Annotated in this window: 15 protein-coding genes; 3 read left to right on the forward strand and 12 right to left on the reverse strand. The window is 61.6% G+C overall.

Annotation, left to right across the window (positions count from 1 at the left end; genetic code table 11):
• Window positions 1-3: 3 nt before the first annotated feature.
• The 8 genes from LPW11_RS04410 to LPW11_RS04445 form a co-directional block, all read right to left on the reverse strand.
• Window positions 4-315 carry a hypothetical protein gene (locus LPW11_RS04410; protein ID WP_230996922.1) on the reverse strand — a complete coding sequence of 104 codons (312 nt, stop codon included), beginning with the start codon at window positions 313-315 and terminating at the stop codon, window positions 4-6.
• A 36-nt stretch (window positions 316-351) separates the two neighbouring features.
• A complete protein-coding gene (locus LPW11_RS04415) occupies window positions 352-1479 on the reverse strand; it encodes a hypothetical protein (protein WP_230996923.1) in 1128 nt (375 codons plus the stop codon).
• A gap of 10 nt (window positions 1480-1489) precedes the next feature.
• Window positions 1490-1921, reverse strand: a complete 432-nt coding sequence (locus tag LPW11_RS04420; protein WP_230996924.1) for a hypothetical protein — start codon at window positions 1919-1921, stop codon at window positions 1490-1492.
• A gap of 12 nt (window positions 1922-1933) precedes the next feature.
• Window positions 1934-3193 (reverse strand): hypothetical protein, encoded by a 1260-nt coding sequence (locus tag LPW11_RS04425; protein WP_230996925.1) that lies wholly within the window; start codon window positions 3191-3193, stop codon window positions 1934-1936.
• Window positions 3186-5558: a hypothetical protein gene (locus LPW11_RS04430; protein WP_230996926.1), complete on the reverse strand. Its 2373-nt coding sequence runs from the start codon at window positions 5556-5558 to the stop codon at window positions 3186-3188. Before LPW11_RS04430 ends, LPW11_RS04425 begins: the two co-directional genes overlap by 8 nt.
• 271 nt (window positions 5559-5829) lie before the next feature.
• Window positions 5830-6675, reverse strand: coding sequence for a ChaN family lipoprotein (locus tag LPW11_RS04435; RefSeq protein ID WP_230996927.1), 846 nt, complete (start codon window positions 6673-6675; stop codon window positions 5830-5832).
• A 235-nt stretch (window positions 6676-6910) separates the two neighbouring features.
• Window positions 6911-8308 (reverse strand): radical SAM/SPASM domain-containing protein, encoded by a 1398-nt coding sequence (locus LPW11_RS04440; RefSeq protein WP_230996928.1) that lies wholly within the window; start codon window positions 8306-8308, stop codon window positions 6911-6913.
• Window positions 8309-8705: 397 nt separating this feature from the next.
• Window positions 8706-9833: a DUF3616 domain-containing protein gene (locus LPW11_RS04445; protein ID WP_230996929.1), complete on the reverse strand. Its 1128-nt coding sequence runs from the start codon at window positions 9831-9833 to the stop codon at window positions 8706-8708.
• Between the two features lie 252 nt (window positions 9834-10085).
• On the opposite strand from LPW11_RS04445, the gene LPW11_RS04450 reads away from it, so the two are divergent.
• Together LPW11_RS04450 and LPW11_RS04455 are read left to right on the forward strand one after the other, a co-directional pair.
• Entirely contained in the window at window positions 10086-11480 is a 1395-nt protein-coding gene (locus tag LPW11_RS04450; RefSeq protein WP_230996930.1) for a selenium-binding family protein, read from the forward strand.
• Window positions 11446-12132, forward strand: coding sequence for a hypothetical protein (locus LPW11_RS04455; RefSeq protein ID WP_230996931.1), 687 nt, complete (start codon window positions 11446-11448; stop codon window positions 12130-12132). The genes LPW11_RS04450 and LPW11_RS04455 overlap by 35 nt, the downstream gene beginning before the upstream one ends.
• 80 nt (window positions 12133-12212) lie before the next feature.
• Here LPW11_RS04455 and LPW11_RS04460 read toward each other — a convergent pair whose 3' ends face one another.
• The 4 genes from LPW11_RS04460 to LPW11_RS04475 form a co-directional block, all read right to left on the reverse strand.
• Window positions 12213-12392, reverse strand: a complete 180-nt coding sequence (locus tag LPW11_RS04460; protein WP_230996932.1) for a hypothetical protein — start codon at window positions 12390-12392, stop codon at window positions 12213-12215.
• Between the two features lie 179 nt (window positions 12393-12571).
• A complete protein-coding gene (locus LPW11_RS04465) occupies window positions 12572-13030 on the reverse strand; it encodes a carboxymuconolactone decarboxylase family protein (protein WP_230996933.1) in 459 nt (152 codons plus the stop codon).
• A 52-nt stretch (window positions 13031-13082) separates the two neighbouring features.
• Window positions 13083-14414 (reverse strand): acetyl-CoA hydrolase/transferase C-terminal domain-containing protein, encoded by a 1332-nt coding sequence (locus tag LPW11_RS04470; protein ID WP_230996934.1) that lies wholly within the window; start codon window positions 14412-14414, stop codon window positions 13083-13085.
• 87 nt (window positions 14415-14501) lie between these two features.
• A complete protein-coding gene (locus tag LPW11_RS04475) occupies window positions 14502-14987 on the reverse strand; it encodes a hypothetical protein (protein WP_230996935.1) in 486 nt (161 codons plus the stop codon).
• A gap of 351 nt (window positions 14988-15338) precedes the next feature.
• Here LPW11_RS04475 and LPW11_RS04480 point away from each other — a divergent pair, with 351 nt between their 5' ends.
• Entirely contained in the window at window positions 15339-16562 is a 1224-nt protein-coding gene (locus tag LPW11_RS04480) for an ISL3 family transposase (protein ID WP_230996936.1), read from the forward strand.
• Window positions 16563-16581 lie beyond the last annotated feature (19 nt).

Here is a 16581-nt window from a genome sequence, read left to right on the forward strand (position 1 = left end):
CCTTCACCCTCCTCCCCTTCGTACTCCGGAGGGGCAAGATATCCCCCCCCCGAGCGGCGCGGAAAGCGCAGATTCCGGAGAAAATGGAGGGGGAGGAAACTCGAGGTCGAACTGGAACGATTCCTCCTCACGCCCGAGCGTCTGGGACGGCCTCCACACTTCCGTCAGGGGGGACTGAAACGGGCTCATTTCCGCCAGCGCCGAGGCGCGCTCCTGCCACTCCTCCTTACTCTCCCGGTTGAAAAGTTCGCCGTCGAGGAAGGGGGAGCGGGGCTTCCCCTTTTCGTCACTGGACCAACGACCATTGCTGGACACGGAACCTCCTTCTCTTCTGGCCGTACGGTGCGCCGGCTAGCTCGGCGTGACCCTGCGCGCCTTCATCTCCCGCCCGGTGATGATCGACCAGTGCCGGATGATGGTGCGCATCGCCTCCTCAGGCCCACCAGCGGCAGGGGTGTACAGGGCGGGAGCCGCGCCGGGGGTATTGAACACGCCGGTCTCGATGAGGATGAGGATCCGCGAGATGCTGTCTGCGATGTCGAAGTAGCTTTTGGAGAGGCCGTGGGCGGGGAGGCCGACCCGCTGGGCGATCTTGAAGAGCCGCTCCTCCGAGCTCGCCGCCTGCGCGCGCAGGTCCTGGATGATCGGGAGATCGCTCTCCACCGTGAGGTGGAACCAGCTCATCCAGGAGACGAAGACGAACTCTTCCCGCGACAGGTTCCCGGTTTCCCGGCGCGTTCTCAGCATGTCGTGCAGCTTCTCGGCGAGGTCCGCGATCTTTGCGTCGTCTTTCGGGTTCGCGCCGCTGGTGTTGTTCACGTTTTCCATCCCCACCCAGATCTCCCGGAGAAACTCCTCGAAGGTGGCCACGAACTCGTTGTTCGCCGCTTCCGCCCTCAGGTAGGGGTAGGCCTTCCCCTCCTCCGGTCCGTGGTTCAGGTTCATCCCGAATACACGCTGGTAGATGCCGCTCCGCTCGGCGTCGATATCTTTGCGCAGGTAGCTCGTCACGGCGGTCATGAAAAATGGCGGCGGATCGCGATAGAAGAGCTCCTCCGTCGCGCGCAGCCACAGGTGGCTTTCTGCCGAGCCGGGGACTCCCAGCTTCTCGCCGTGCAAGAACTCCGAGACCACGCGGCGGAAGATCTCGTAGATGCGGGTGTTTTCGATCATGTAGGCGTAGATCAGGTGATCCCACAGCACGCCGCATCCTGCCCTGTTGATACCATCGATGATCTGGTTCAGGTCCGGCTGTCCCGCCGGCGGCGTGGGGGCAGGAGGGGTGAGGGCGCGGCTCCCGAGCCAGGTCGTGGAAAAGCCCGGGACATCGCTCCTGTGAAAGGGGTGCCCCACCTCGAGGTCCAGGCGGTTCTTCCTGCGGTCCCACGCCAGCTCAAGAACCGCCGTCAGATCGGACGGGTGGAGCCGCACCAGGTCTCTGGCGCCGTTGGTCATGAATTTCGCGAAGGTCCTGAACATTTGTCACCCCCTATCCCAAGGTGGCCACGGTCACCGTGACCGAAGCCGTCGCGCTGCCGCAAGCGTTTGTGGCGGTTGCCGTGAAGGTCGTGGTGGTGGCCACGTTCACCGAAACGGTCCCCCCGGCCGCGGGGGTTACCTCCCCGATACCCGGGGTGATGGAGACGGCATCCGCCGCGGCGGCGGACCAGGTGATCCTCGAGATCCCTCCGTTGACGCCGTGCTCTGTAGGCTGCGCCTGCAGGGTGACCGCCGGCAGAGACTGCAGTGTGAGGGCTCCAGTGATCTCCCTGAATGCCTCCACCGCCCGGGCCGCTTCACCGGTCAGCGGCAGCGGCGTCTTGCAAAGAACCTGCTTCTGGACCTCGCCCAGTATGGAGGCGAGCAGGTCCACCACCGGCTTTGTCTCGAGCTCACTCGCTATTGCTTTCTTGTCTGTCATGACTTTGGCTCCTCACGCTGCCTGTAATGTGCCGCCCAGTGTGAACATCCATGACTCCTGCTCCTTCACTATCTCCGCGGCCCGCTCCGGCTCGGTGGCGAGCCTTAGCCCGTTCAGGGCGAGGATGCGCAGCGATTCCGTCCAGGCCCAGTGGGTCGAGGTGTACAGCGCGCCGCCGATCTCCCTCTCCATCTCCCGAAGCGCGTGCGGGGCGACCCGCTCCGGCCGCACGAGAGCGCTCAACGGGCGTCCGCCGAAGGCCCTCATCGGCCTTGAAAGGGTGAGCTCCGCAATCTGCCGCAGGTGGGGGAGCGATTCCTCGATCAGCCGCGCCACCCCCGCGGGCGCCCCCTCCAGCGGGTGCCGGTACCCCCACGCGAGCGCGAGATCGTCCCACGGACCCTCCCCGTAGAAGGCCCGGCACATCTCCGCCCCCAGGAGCACCCTCAGATACCCGACGGGGTGCGGGTCCCCCGGGGTGTGGCGAAAGACCTGAGACTCCTCCCCGGCGAGCACGTCGTGCAGGGCCGCAACCGCGGCATACCCGGTATGGACGAAGGCGTGGGCGTCGGCCGCGATCTCGCTCGCCCACCCGCTCCACGCCTGCGCTCCCCGCGGAGTGCTCCCGTGCAGCCCTTCCCTGAGCACACCCGCGAGCTCCTCGTTCCACCCGGCGATGTGTGCGACCTGGTGCCCCGTCTCGTGGATGAGAGAAGTGGGGCGGTGCAGGTTGTGCCGGGTGATCTTGATGGAGGCGACCGGGCTCTCCGAGCCGTCCCACAGCCTCAGCCGCGCCTTCAGGATGAGCGCTCCCATCCCCTTGTCTATGAAGGTGAGGGTCGCCGGGACCGGCTTCCCGAGCTGGTCGAGGACGAGAGACATGGAACGGTGCGCGAGGCTGTCGCACCCCCTCAAGACGGCACCCACCTCGGGGCTGGTGCGGGACCTGATGGCGTCGGCGTAGAATTCGAGGGTGGTCTCGGTCTTGAGATATCTCTGGCGAAAATCGAGGAGCTTGTTCGCCACCTCCTGCAGTTCCGCCACGCTGCGCGCCGCCTGGAAAGCACCTCTCAGCGCGGTGCAGTGGCGCTCCAGCCTCTCCACCGAGAGCGCGAGGTGCTTTCTGAGAGTGATCCCCAGATACTTCTCCAGGTTTTGCCAGGCACCCTCCGAGGCGAGGTCCCCCGGCTTCTGCAGTCGCGCGGTGGCGACACCCCAGTGGGCGACCTGGCGCCCGAGCTGGGCCCTCAGGGCGGCGGCGAGATCAGCCATGCTGGTACCCGGGTGTGACCGTTATGCTCACGTTCGGCTCCGGTGCGGGATGGTGCAGCGAAGCAAGGGAGGGGATGCGCCCCTTCAGCGCCTGCCGCAGCAGCTCAAGGCCGGGGGGATTGTCGATCTTCACCAGCAGCGTGCAGCCATCGGCCGGAGCCTCCGTTGCCGCGACAAGTTCCTGCGGTGTTTTCAGGAAGGCGGCGATCCCCTTCAGCATGTACTCCCGCAGCCGCCTGACGAGGGTACCCACCACCACGGAAGGAACGCGTCCGAGCGCCCCCCCCGTTGCCTGATGCGGCGCCACCGCCTCGTGAATGAGCTTGATGCGCCCCCAGGCGCCGCTGCCGATGCGGAAGAGGTCGCGGTCCAGCACCGCGCGCAGCGGGGCGAGTGCGCTCCCCAGATGCGCCTGTTGTCTCAGCTTTACCGCCACGTTCTGCGATTTCACTTCGCTCAGGTAAAGGTAGGCGCGGATCTGCCGGCCCGGGAAATCGAGAACCAGTTTGAGCCCGCTGGGGCGCCGCAGCCTCGGCCGCGCCGTCCCTCCCGCCGGAGAGATTGGCGTCCCCCCCTTCACGTTGAGGTAGTAGAGGCGCTCTCCCGGCTGCGTCGCGTGGGGAGTCGCGACGGCCGCTCCCCCTACGGCGCGTCCCAGCCCCGGCTCGCCGAGAAGTACCCCCGCCGCCTGCGGGGTGAGGGGGTGCAGCTGCCCGTAGGCACGCTGCGTCCCGTCGCCGAGCCCCGGTGTCCCTTTTTCCAGACGGGTCACATCCGGCACGGTGCCCCCGGGAAGGGTCTCGTAGAGGTGCACCTCCGCTTCCACGTCGATCCCCCCCGGCACAGCGAGCTGCTCCTCCAGGAATTCGGCAAGGGAAACGCCGCCGAAGGTCTCGATCTGTCGCGCTGCCTGCGGTGTGATCCGCGCCCGCAGCGTTCCGGGAGTCACGAACTTCTTGTAGCGCTTCCTCCCGTGCAGCGGGAGGGAGACCCATGTTCCCCTTATCTTCGCCTCCCGAAGGTCCGGTCGCCTCTGGTACGCCTCCTCGCTGAGGATGGGGGGGAGGTTTGCGCTCGCGGCCTGCTCGAACGCCTCCAGCGCCGCTGCCTCCAGGAGCTCCTGGTCCTCCAGCACGTATTCCGGAAGAGCGGCCACGCGCCGCACGGTATCCTCGACTGTCGCCGCTACCGCGGCGGGTGCGGCGAGCGCTTCCGCCTGCGGCGAGGCTTCGAAATTTATGAGCTTGAATCCGGCGTCCACAATGGCGCGCGACAGAGCCGGCGCGTTTTCCGGGCCGACGAGCTTCCCGATCAGCTTCGCTAAAAAGCCGGCGAGAAAGCCGATGATCCTCTGCCGTCCGGCAAGCTTTATCCCCACCTTCAGCACCGGGAGGATCGCCGGAAGAAAATTTTCCAGGAGCGGCGCCGGTTCTTCCCCTTCCTTCAGCGACGCGAGCCCGTTCACAAAGCGCTCCCGCGCATGGTCCAGCTGGGCCAGCCGATCGTCAGCGGGAGAGCGGCTCGCACTGAGGGCGCGCGACACTTCCAGCTCCTGCTCCACCTCACCGGGGGCGAAGAGGAGCTCGGCAAGCTGCCGGTCGAACTCGTGCTGCAGGCCGGAGACCTCCGCCTCGCTTTCGCTTTCCGGATCCTCCAGCTCCTTCAGAATGCCGAGCCGCTCGGCCACCTTTTGCGCCAGAGGCTGGAGCTGGGGAGAGAGCCGGCTGATGCCGCGCCTCAAGAATTCCTTCAGGAACGGCTGAATCAGCGACTTTATGTTGCTGAAGATCGGCCCGAGGGCGAGGTCCCCTGCAAAACTCGCCGCCTTGGCCGCGACCTGCCGCAACTTCCAGAAGGCCCCGCCGAGGAAGTTTTCGAAGGCGGGGGGGACCTCCACACCGGAGGCGTAATTGTCGATGAAGGCCTCCAGCTCCGCCGGGTCGACGCTGTTTCCCCTGGTCTGGCCGTACTTCTGTACCAGGGCGTCCAGCACCCCCTCGAGCTCTCTGGTGAGCGGCTCGAAATGCGCCTCCAGAAAGCGCTCCGCGGCCGGATCCTGGGCAGGCATCTCTCCCGAGAATCGCGAAACCCGCTCCTCGTGGAGCGCCGCCGCATCCGCCATGAGTTCGAAGAGCGCCTCATCGAACTCCTCGTTGTACAGCTCGTTCAAGAAGGCGACGTACTCCTCACCCCGAGGGTTGGAACTCGTCCCCTCCTCCATCTCGTACACTGAAACGAAGGGGGTATTTGAGGGAGGGGCTGAAGTCGGCTTCGATGTCGCGGGGTGGGGTTCGGAGGGAGAAGTGGTGAAGAAGCTTTTCACGTCCAGAAAGGGGGACTGCACACTTTTTGTCGGGTCGGGCATCGCCTGCTCTCCTTATGGAAGGAAACGATCGCAAGTAGCCTCTTGGGGAGTTGCCGCTGGGTCTAATTAGCAACTTATAACAAAAGATATATACCACCACATCTCGCACTCTGAAACCTTTGGCTAAAAATCTCCTGACAAACACCCAACGTTTACCCGCAGGGACGGGCAAAAGAAAAGCCGCATCCGGAAATGCGGCAAGGTTCGGGGCGGGCTATTGCAACTGAGCTGGGCTTTGGGGGCGGGTGAAAGGGGCCGGGGTGATCCAGTGTCAGAGATCGACGAGGTAGTCTGTTTCGCTGACATCCGAGTTATCACGGTTCAGCTCAGGGCTCTCCGGCAGGATCACCGTGGACGACAGCGTCCTCCCGTTGCGCTCAATCAATTCCGGGATGGCATGCTTCTCGGCGTGCCATATCCCCGTCAGTATGAGCATCTTCTCCCCCGGGTGCTTCGACAGATAGCTTGAGGCCCTTATCGCCATCCCCGTATTCCGTACGGTCTGGGCCTCACAGAAGTTGTTGAAGATTTTGCCGTCTCCCACGTGATTGCTCGATGACTGGAACATCCTTTTCAGCATCGCCATCTGCGGATTGCGCAGGTCGCACTTCGTTCCCTCCGGGAGCCCTTTCTTCTCTTCTGCGGTGAGCGAAGCAAAACCACTGTGCGCGACCTTCTTCACGATTTGTGCTGGCACGTTGAGGGCGACCATCGGGATGTGGTTGTCCCGCGCGAAAAGGAAGATGTCCCGGTATAGCTCCCAGCCGGACCAGTTCATTTCAAAGATCCTCTCCATGGCCGCCTCAGTCATCCTCCCGGCGATCCACTCGTCTAGCTGCCGCTGATAGCCTGCTTCTATCATTTCCAGCCCGATGGACAACCGCACGTTCTTCGCAAAGAGGGAGCGCATCACCTCGAGTTGTAGGTCGTGATGATCCTTGTTGTCATGCGACTCCCCCATGAGTATGACGTCGGAGCCGGAGGCTGCCGCCGTAAACTCTGTGAGACTGATAACTTGCTTGTCGCTCATGCGGGTGATGATTGCATGCCCCCACGAATCTGCCGCGAAAAGGAAGAGCAGCGACAACACGCACAAGATGCTGAACTTTCTGGACATTGGCACCTCCACAATCTCTACGGTTAAAAAACACTCACCTTCAAGGCTACCGCTAACGGGCGTGCAAAGCCACGGAGTTTGGTATTTTCGCGCAAGGTTGTAGCGGCAAGGCCGGGAGAGTTTTGCGGATGACGGCGCCAGCGCGGGGAGGGTGGAAAAGGGGAGAGGCTTTTTTAGGAGGACGAAAGGGGAGAGGGGACAGCAAAAAGTAGCCTGTCCCCTTTTCTTTGATGCCTCAACGCATGCAGTTGAAGAGACCCATCGCCCAGAAGCAGTCGCCGCAGGGAACGGTGTTGGTATAGCAGTCCTGTTCGAATTCCTCGCAGTAGAGGTATTCGCAGGGGTTGAGGCCGCAGTTTGCGCAGAAGGGGTATTCGTGGCGCATGACTTCTGCTCTGAAGGAGCGGTACTCCAGGCCATTCCAGATCTCCAGCGCCGCCCCTTCCCCCACTTCTCCAAAAGACCTGGCAGAGACGTATTTCTTATGGTTCGTGAGGTAGCAGGCATACTTGTGCCACAGGAAGTAGCAGGGGTGCACCTTGCCGTCCCAGGCGAGAAAGAGGCTGCCGTTTTCTATGAAGTCGCAGTTTCGGTGGTCTTGCGGCGCGGCGGCCGGCAGCGTGATCTCCAGGCCGAGTTCCTCGGCTACCTCCCGCGCCGCTGCAAAAGTCTTTTCAACCTCCGCAAACCAGGCACCGTCACGCTTGAGGAGCATCTCCACGTTGAGGAAGATCCCGCGGGCGCGGGCGTCGGCCATCATGGCCTGCACGTGAGCGATGATCCTCTTTTCCTCTTCGGTGCTCCTGCCGCTCTGGAAGGCGATCCTGAAGTAATCGCTGATGTCGATCCCTTCCGCTTCGGCCCGGCTCATCCAGCTCTCGAAGATCGCGACCGCTTCGGGGGTGTTGCGGTCGTACGCAACAAGGTCCACGGCGGCAGGGTCATACGGTAGCAGGTGCGAGACAATGGCGAAATCAACCCCGCGGGACGCCGCCCAGCGCAGGACGGCGGGAAGCTCGCGCATATTCTCCCGCATGAGGACAAACTCCATTCCGATGCGGAAGTCTCGTCTGCCGCACTTCTCCCTCGCGCTCGTGAGAACGGCGAACGCTTTTTCCACATCGTGCAACTCTCCCCCCTCGCGCACGGCACGAAAGGTCTCGGGGGAGACGGAGTCGACGGAAATGCAGATCCGATCCAGCCCCGCCTCCATGAGGGCAACAGCCCTGCGCTCGGTCAGGAGAAGGCCGTTTGACTGAAAGCCGATCCACGACTCTGCAGGCATGGAAGCCCGCGCGATCGTCACGAATTCCTCCAGCCGCGGGTGCAGGAGCGGCTCGCCGATGCCGTTCAGCACTAGGGACTCTGCGGTGGGAAAAAGGGGCTCCAGAGCCTTGAAGGTTTCCAGCGAGAGGTGCCCCTCGGAGATGTCGCTTCCCGGGGTGTATTTCACGCACATGCTGCACTGGAGGTTGCAGTAGGTGGTGGTCTCGACAAAGAGCTTGCTCGGGTGCGGGCGGAATGCCTTCCCTTCTGCATCTGCGGGGGGAAGGGGTGCTGTCGCTACCGGGGCGCTGGACGGTATTCTGCCGTTGCAGAGATCTGCCAGGCGGTTCCAATTCTGAAGGGTCATCTGTTCCTCTTAAAGCGGGTGGCAAAGCGGAGTTTTGATTGATGCCTGCGGATGAGGAGAAATACTCGGAGTTGCGGGGAGGACATCGGGTTCAATCTATGCGGCAGGAAGGTCCGAGTCAACAACTTTGGCGATGGGAAACGTTTACGTCACAGGCGGTGTCATGTGAAGGGGAGCTCTGCGTGGCGTACGCTTCATTGAGGGAGGGGACGCCAGCGGCGCCGCGCTGGAGCACAGGCTTCCCCAGCCTGTAGCCGCGGCGCCAGCCGCGCGGTCTGTGGCGGCCCGGCTGCGCCGCCATCGCAGGGAAGATGCGTACGCTCCAGCGCGGGGGCACCCGCATCCTCGTAGCAATCTTCCCCGCCCGATGAACAGATGTGAAGCGGGCGACTCCCGGTCAGGTTGAAAATAGATCCGCCGCCACGCCGTTCTCCCCCTCTTTCCTCCCGGTGGCGCTGGAGTCGTAGACGACCAGGAGAGAGTTGTCGGCAACACCCTGCGCGGCGAAGCAGGTGATTCCCTCTGCATGATCGGTTCCTTTGTCGCTCCCTTCACCGTACGGAACATCGACGACAACCTCCAGACTACCGGCAAACACCACGCTGTCTTCGCTTTTGGCCTGTGCTCCCCCCGGCCAACGGAACAGGGTCACCGGTCCGTCCAGATCCATCGTCGGCCCGGCAAGTATCAGCAGGTCGTCGCCCCGCACGCACAGGTCGCGGATGCCGAGGCCGTTCAGTTGCAGAAAGTGCTTCTGATAGGTGGAGTGCCCGCTGCCGAGGTTTCGCAGCCTGAGGGTGGCGGTGTCGTCGGCATCTTCTTCCGGTTCAATCTCGAGGATCACCGCCCAGCCACGAAGAACCGGACCGCGCATCCCGATGAAAACGCGCGCACCTGCCACGGCGAGTCCCTCGAAATCGAGGCCGTTATCCTTCCCCGGCACCGTGAGGAACGGCTGCAGGTGCTTGTCCGACTCCAGCGCCGCCGTGAGGGCGCTCTCCTTGTCGTCTCCGCGCAACTTTGCTGCAGCGAGTTTCTTGCCGCCGATCACTGCTGCGTCTTTCAGCACATAGGTACCGTTCTCCTCAACGAGCGGAATGCGCGCGAGGAGGCAGCGGTTGCCGTCGCGCGAGACCTTGGCGAGACGCTTTATGTTCTTCTCCGCCGAGTCCCCCTCCTCCGGCTTCTTGCGCTTCAGGCTGTGGGAACCGATCAGCCACAGGTAGCCGTCACGGTAGTCGAGACCCTCCAGGTCCGCCTCCTCCACGTCTTTCGAGTCGGGCGGAGCCGGTACGGGAAGCCGGAGATAGTCGCCGAGAGAAAAACGCGCGTGGTCGCCGTAGTGGTGGACGCCCCCGGCATCGCTCCCTTTATAGGTGAGACGCTCAAGGGTCACCGTCTCATCGTTGGCCACCCACAGCGTGCTGCCGACCTGCACCACGCCCGACAACCCGTCCCGCAGTTTCTTGCCGTCGGCATCGAGCGCCGCATCGAAATCGAGGACCACAACCCCTTTTCGCGCCATATCGCACCTCTTCTCGCCACAGTAAAACCATCCTGCCATGAGAGTGTATCAGCATCCTGCCATCATGGGGGCATGTCCCTCAGGGATGCATCCCATGTCTGATCCAGATCAGTTAGCCGGATATCCGCGTCAACGTGAACTCCACTCCATTAGCCTTGCATTGCCCTCCACACGGTCATAAGATTTCCTTAAAAAGGAGACGTAAAGCAGCGCGGCACCAAAGATTTTCGTGCCGAATCGAGGAGATGCTCTATGACTTTATTCAGACCAGATCCGACCTTTTATCCTTCTCCGCGTATGGCGATGGACGCTCCGCCGGAGAAGGTTGGCTATGTGGCAACACTCAACTATGGCGGCGCCCCCAAACCGGACGCCTTGGCCGTGGTCGACCTCGACCCGGCGTCGAAGGGGTACGGCGAGATAATCCACCGCCTCGAAATGCCCTACATCGGAGACGAGTTGCATCACTACGGGTGGAACTGCTGCAGCTCAGCCCTCTGCCCCGCCGCTCCCCATCCGCACCAGGAACGACGCTACCTGATCGTTCCGGGCCTCAGGAGCTCGCGGATCTATATCATCGATACAAAGCCCGATCCCGCGCGCCCCACCATCAGCAAGATCATCGAGCCGGAAGAGTTGATGGAGATGTCCGGCTATAGCCGCCCCCATACGGTGCACTGCGGCCCCGACGCCATATACGTGAGCGCTCTGGCGTCGGCCAACGGCAAAGGGTCGGGCGGCATATTCATGATGGATCACTTCAACTTCAACGTGCTCGGCCCCTGGGAAGAGGACCGCGGCGCCCAGGACCTCTCCTACGATTTCTGGTGGCACTTCACCCACGACGTTATGATCACCAGCGAATGGGGAAAGCCTGCGCAGTTCGAAAACGGCCTCATCCTGGACGACCTGATCAATTCCCGCTACGGAAAGAACCTGCACTTCTGGGACCTGAGGAGGCGCAAGAACGTCCAGACCGTCTCCTTTGGCAACGACTACCAGCTGGTGTTCGAGGTGCGCCCCGCGCATGAGCCGAACAAGACGTACGGATTCGTCTGTGTGGTGCTCGGGCTCAAGGATCTCTCCAGCTCGATCTGGATGTGGCACCGGGAGAGTAGCGGCAGCTGGGGGATCACGAAGGTCATCGACATCCCGGCAGAGCCTGCCGACGCGAAGCTTCTGCCGCCACCCCTGCAGGGGTTCGGCGCCGTCCCCCCCCTGGTGACGGACATCGATCTCTCGCTGGATGACCGTTTTCTCTACGTTTCCTGCTGGGGAACAGGGGAGCTACTGCAGTACGACGTTTCCGACCCGTTCCACCCCCGGCAGACCGGGTCGATAAAGCTCGGGGGGATCGTCCGCCGGATGGCGCACCCGAAGAGCGGCCCGCTCCTGGGGGGACCTCAGATGGTGGAAATCAGCCGCGACGGCAGACGGGTCTATTTCACCAACTCGCTGTACGGCATAGTGGACGACCAGTTCTATCCGGACAAGATGTCGGGATGGATGGCGAAGGTGGACGTCGACCCGAACGGCGGGATCGCGCTGGACGGCAACTTCTTCGTCGATTTTGGAGAGACTCGTGCGCACCAGGTGAGGCTCGAGGGTGGCGATGCATCCACTGATACATTCTGCTATCCATCATGACGCGCTGATCAGCTGGCTCGCCATGATCGGGTTCGGGGCCTACCACGGGCTCAATCCCGGAATGGGATGGCTCTTTTCCCTTTCCAGGGGACTGCAGTTGCAAAGCGAGAGGGCGGTGTGGTCCTCCCTTATCCCCATCGCTCTCGGACACGGAGCTGCTGTCACGGTGGTGGCAGCGCTCGTTCTGGCGGCCGGGCACCTGATGGACCCGGCGGTGCTTCGGGTGGTAACGGCAGCGACGCTGCTGGCCTTTGGCGTGTACAAGCTCTTTCGCTACTATCGCCATCCACTCTGGGTGGGGATGCAGGTGGGGATGCGCGACCTCTTCTTCTGGTCCTTTCTGATGGCCTCCGCTCATGGCGCAGGGGTCATGGTGGCCCCCGTTCTCCTCTCGCTGACAAGGCCGCACGGTCTCCACACAGCGGCAGAGGAAGAAATAACCTCCGCAGTCGTCATGCTCCTCGCCATATCGGTGCACACCGCGGCGATGCTCGGGGTCATGGGGCTGGTGGCGTGGGTGGTCTACAAGAAGCTCGGTCTTGCTGTGCTCAGAAAAGGGTGGCTGAACTTTGACCTGCTGTGGGCGGGTGCGCTGCTGGCTGTAGGGGTGGTGGCGTTATTCGGTGCCCTCTCCGGCGGAGGGCATCACTGATCGCGCGGCTTCTCCGGCGCAGCGGTCGAGGCAATGATGCGCCGCCTCCGTGAGTGGCGACGGCGCAATCCGCTTCTCTGTCATCTCTGGGCTTTGAGACGAGTGATGACACCGGACAGGACGTTTTCGCGTTCAAGGAACTGTGCGTGCAGATCCCTTTTGTCCGTCCGCACTCTTTCCGTCTTCAGGTCTTCAAGGCAAGACTCCAGTTCATCTGTCAGGATGGCAGCCTCTTTTTCGGATAGATCGATGTTGGGCATACGTTGCCTCCTTTGTGTCACAACTGCTTGGTACCCCGGCCACAGCGCCGGCCCTACGCTTCCTGCAAGAACCGATCACTTCCGCCTCCGGGCGGGGTGAGACAATTCCATTATAGCGGGAGCGCCTCAGAAACGAAAATCGAAGCAATGAGGGGGTCGGCTTCGCCCCCCCCCCCCGCCTATCTCCCCCCTGAACGATACCCGCCCGGTTCGGAGCGAAAGGCGACGGCGAGGCGGTTCCACCCGTTGATGGCCACGATCGCCAGGCTGAGATCCACCAGCTCCTTTTCACTGAAGTACTCACGCGCCACTTTGTAGACCTCGTCCGGCACATGTCCCTCTGCCACTCTGGTTACCGCCTCCGTCCACGCCAACGCCGCCCGTTCGCGCTCGGTGAAAATCGGCGCGTCGCGCCAGGCGCCCAGCAGGTACAGACGCTGCTCCGTCTCGCCGGCGGCACGGGCGTCTTTGGCGTGCATGTCGAGGCAGTACGCGCAGCCGTTGATCTGGGAGGCCCTCATCTTTATGAGGTGAAGGAGAGAAGACTCCAGCCCGCAGTCGCGCAGGTATCTCTCGAGCCCAAGCATCGCCTCGATCGCTCCCGGCGCTACCTTGTTGAATGCTATTCGTGATGCCATTTTTTTGCCTCCTTCAGTGGAAGTCGGAGCTTCGCGGCCACCTGCGCACACGCTAGATCCGGATACTGCTTCTCCAGATTTTCATCTCTGCAGCGGCTTGCACCAGATCTTCACGAAAATCGGGGTGAGCTATGGAGATCAGCGCTTCTGCCCGCTCCCACGTGCTTAGCCCTTTGAGGTTCACCTTGCCGAACTCGGTCACCACCCAGTGCACCGTGCTGCGCGGGGCGGTGACGTTGCTGCCGCAGGCGAGTGTGGGGACGATGCGCGATGTGGTTTTACCTGACTTCTGGTAGGTGGAGGAGAGGCAGATGAAGCTTTTCCCCCCTTTCGACAGGTACGCTCCGGCAACGAAATCGAGCTGGCCGCCGGAGCCGCTGATCTGCCTCGTGCCGCATGACTCCGAGGATGCCTGCCCAAATAGATCGATCTCAAGGGCTCCGTTTATGGAAACCACATTGTCGAGCATCGCGAGCGTCCGGGCGTCGTTTGTGTACTCCACGGAGCGGCTCAGCAACTCCGGGTTGTTGTGCATGTATTCGTACAGGTTTCGGGTGCCGAGCGCGAAGGTCAGAACCTGGCGGCCGCGGTCGATATTCTTTCTCGATCCGTTGATCTTCCCGCTCAGGGCCAGATCCATGAAAGCATCGGTGTACAGCTCTGTGTGCACGCCGAGATCGGCCAGCCCCGACTCCCCGATCAACATTCCCACCGCAGCAGGCATCCCGCCGATCCCCAGTTGCAGGGAGGCGCCGTCCCCTATCTCCCCCATGATCAATTCCGCGACTTTGCGGTCGGCATCGGTCACTGCAGATCGTGGCAGCTCCGTCAGCGGCGGGTTGTCCCCCTCCACGACATAGCGCACCCGCGAGAGATGAATGCGCTGTTCCGGGCCGCCGATGCAACAGGGCATCAGCTCATTGACCTCGACGATGATGTTTCGCGCACGGTCGCATACCGCCATGAGATGAGAGCACTGGGTCCCGAAGTTGAAGTACCCTTCTTCATCCATGGGAGCGACCTGAAAGATCGCCGTATCAACGTGCAGGTTCTGCCGGTAGTAGCGCGGCAATTCCGAATAGCGCATGGGGCTGTAGCAGCCGCACCCGGCTTCGATGATCCTGCGATCGATCGCACTGCAGTGCCAGGTATTCCAGGAAAAGTGCTTCGAGGCTTCAGGGATGCTGCAGATGGCGGGCATCCACATCGTGATGCCACCCCTCACCCTTACCCCAGTCAGCTCCTCCGCGCGCGCAGCCAGCGCCACATCTGTCGCAACCGGATGCCCGAGCCCGAAGCCGTAGTCGACCCACTCGCCGGACTTCACGACCCTTGCGGCTTTTTCCGCCGAGACCAGCTTTTGCCGGTATTCCTCGTAAACCATCGCGTCCGCCCTCTCCGATGTATAGAAGTGAGGATAAATGGCAACCGCGCAGCAGTCCAGCCGAGGCGATTCACACTCTGGAAGAGGTCAACGTTTCGGACCGGAGCGTTTGATCGGGATGACCTTGGCGAGGCCGGTGGTCTCCGGTCGTTTTTTCTCCGGCTCAACAACGGTGAGAGGACCTCCGTCTCTTGCTTTTGCGAGTTCTGCAGCCCAGTTGGAGCACAGGTCCGAAATGACACTGCCGGAAACGGTTTTTACCCACGGCTGAGCAATGACACTCCCTTCCCCGAGGAAAGTGTCTGCCTTCAGCAAAAGGTAGCGGGTGTAACGATCGACTGTGTAGGCAAATACAGCAGCATCATCCGGGGCGTCTTCCACTTCCGTTATCTGCTGGGTCTCATAGATATAGTTCTCGCCGTCAAAAGCACCGCTCCACTCTTCATCAGGGATCATCCCCGCGTGACTCACAGCCTTTGCCAAAGCTTCGTCCCGGTTTTCCGCCTCCACCTCGACAACGACCGTCTGAAAAACCGGACGCGCCAGCCTCACGCGGTACCGTGTAGCACCCATTGGAACCTCCTGTCATGCTTCTCGCCCTTGCCTATGGCACCAGTACCTAATTATAGCTCCCGCCATTGCCGCGTCTTCTCCTGACCGCTACACGAGAACTCGTGTCCCCTCCTTTGCGAAGGGTTGGCGAAGCGCCAGACGAGACCTCGCGTCCCCCCCTTTGCGAAGGTTCATCCGGGAATTCCGGGGGAGCGTGGGCCCATTGCCACGAAGCACTGCAGAAGGCCCAACGTTCCCCCCTTTGCGAAGGTTCTTCTGGGAATTCTGGGGAAAGTTAAAAAAAATAAAGCGACAACGACAGCACTGGGTTATTTTGAGGTTCCCCAACATCAAATACTCAGGAGGCTGCCGTTGTCGCAAACCGATCTTATATCATATCTCGGAGGGTGGGAAGGATATCGTATTGCCAAGGTCACCACTTCAGGCACAGACAAGCAGAAACGGTTCGAGATAGTGCTGGTTCCAAGGTTTCAGGAGAAGTTGCTGTGCCCCAGTTGTGGTAAGCGCTGCACAGGGGTTCACGACACCAGTGTCCGACTCATACGCGACCTGCCGATACTGGATGCCCAAACGTATCTGAGGGTTCGGCGTCGCAGACTCTGGTGTCCCCGATGCGGACCTGTCCTTGAGGCGTTGCCATGGTTGGAGAAGTACGCTCGCGTCACAGCCAGACTTGCTGAGAGCGTAGCGAAGTTGTGCTGCGTTCTCCCAATAAAGCAGGTGGCAGAGTTCTACGGGCTATCCTGGGATCAGGTTAAGGAGATCGACAAACGGTCTCTGCAAAACGGATTCGGCAGCGTTGATCTCTCGGACGTCGAGGTAATCGGCATGGACGAATTTGCCCTTCGAAAGGGGCACGATTATGCAACTGTCATCGTGGAGCCGCACCGCAGGAAAGTGCTGTTCGTGGCAACGGGGAGGGGCCGCGAGAGCATTCGTCCGTTCTTTCAGCAACTTGGGGAAGAGGGGTGCAAACGACTCAAAGCCGTTGCTATGGATATGAATGGTGCCTTTGAGACGGAGGTGAAAGCTAACTGCCCTCAGGCCGCAATCGTCTATGACCTTTTCCATGTCGTAGCAAAGTACAGCAGAGAGGTCCTGGACAAGGTCCGCAACGCTGAAGCGGACCGCCTCAAAGATGACAAGAAAGCCCGCAAGGTAATCAGAACCTCGCGGTGGTTGTTGCTGCGGAATAGCCGGAATGTCAAAGGTGACGACATGCTTCGTTTGCAGGAACTATTGGAAGCAAACCAGAACCTCCTGACGGTTTATCTGCTGAAAGAGGACCTCAAACAGTTATGGCGTTTCAGGTGTACCGAGGAAGCGAAGCTGTTCTGGGAGCAGTGGCACCGACGAGCGATGGAAAGCAATATTGAACAGCTCACGACGTTTGCAAAGCGGTTGCAGCCCTACCTCCAGGGCATCCTGAATCACTGCCTTTATCAACTGCACACCGGCATCCTCGAAGGCATCAACAACAAGATCAAAGTGATCAAGAGAATGGCCTATGGCTTCCGGGACCATGACTACTTCTTTCTAAAGATTAGAGCGGCCTTCCCCGGAATTCCCGGATGAACCTTCGCGAAGGGGGGGC

The organism is Geomonas sp. RF6, from assembly GCF_021044625.1.
Classification (GTDB): domain Bacteria; phylum Desulfobacterota; class Desulfuromonadia; order Geobacterales; family Geobacteraceae; genus RF6.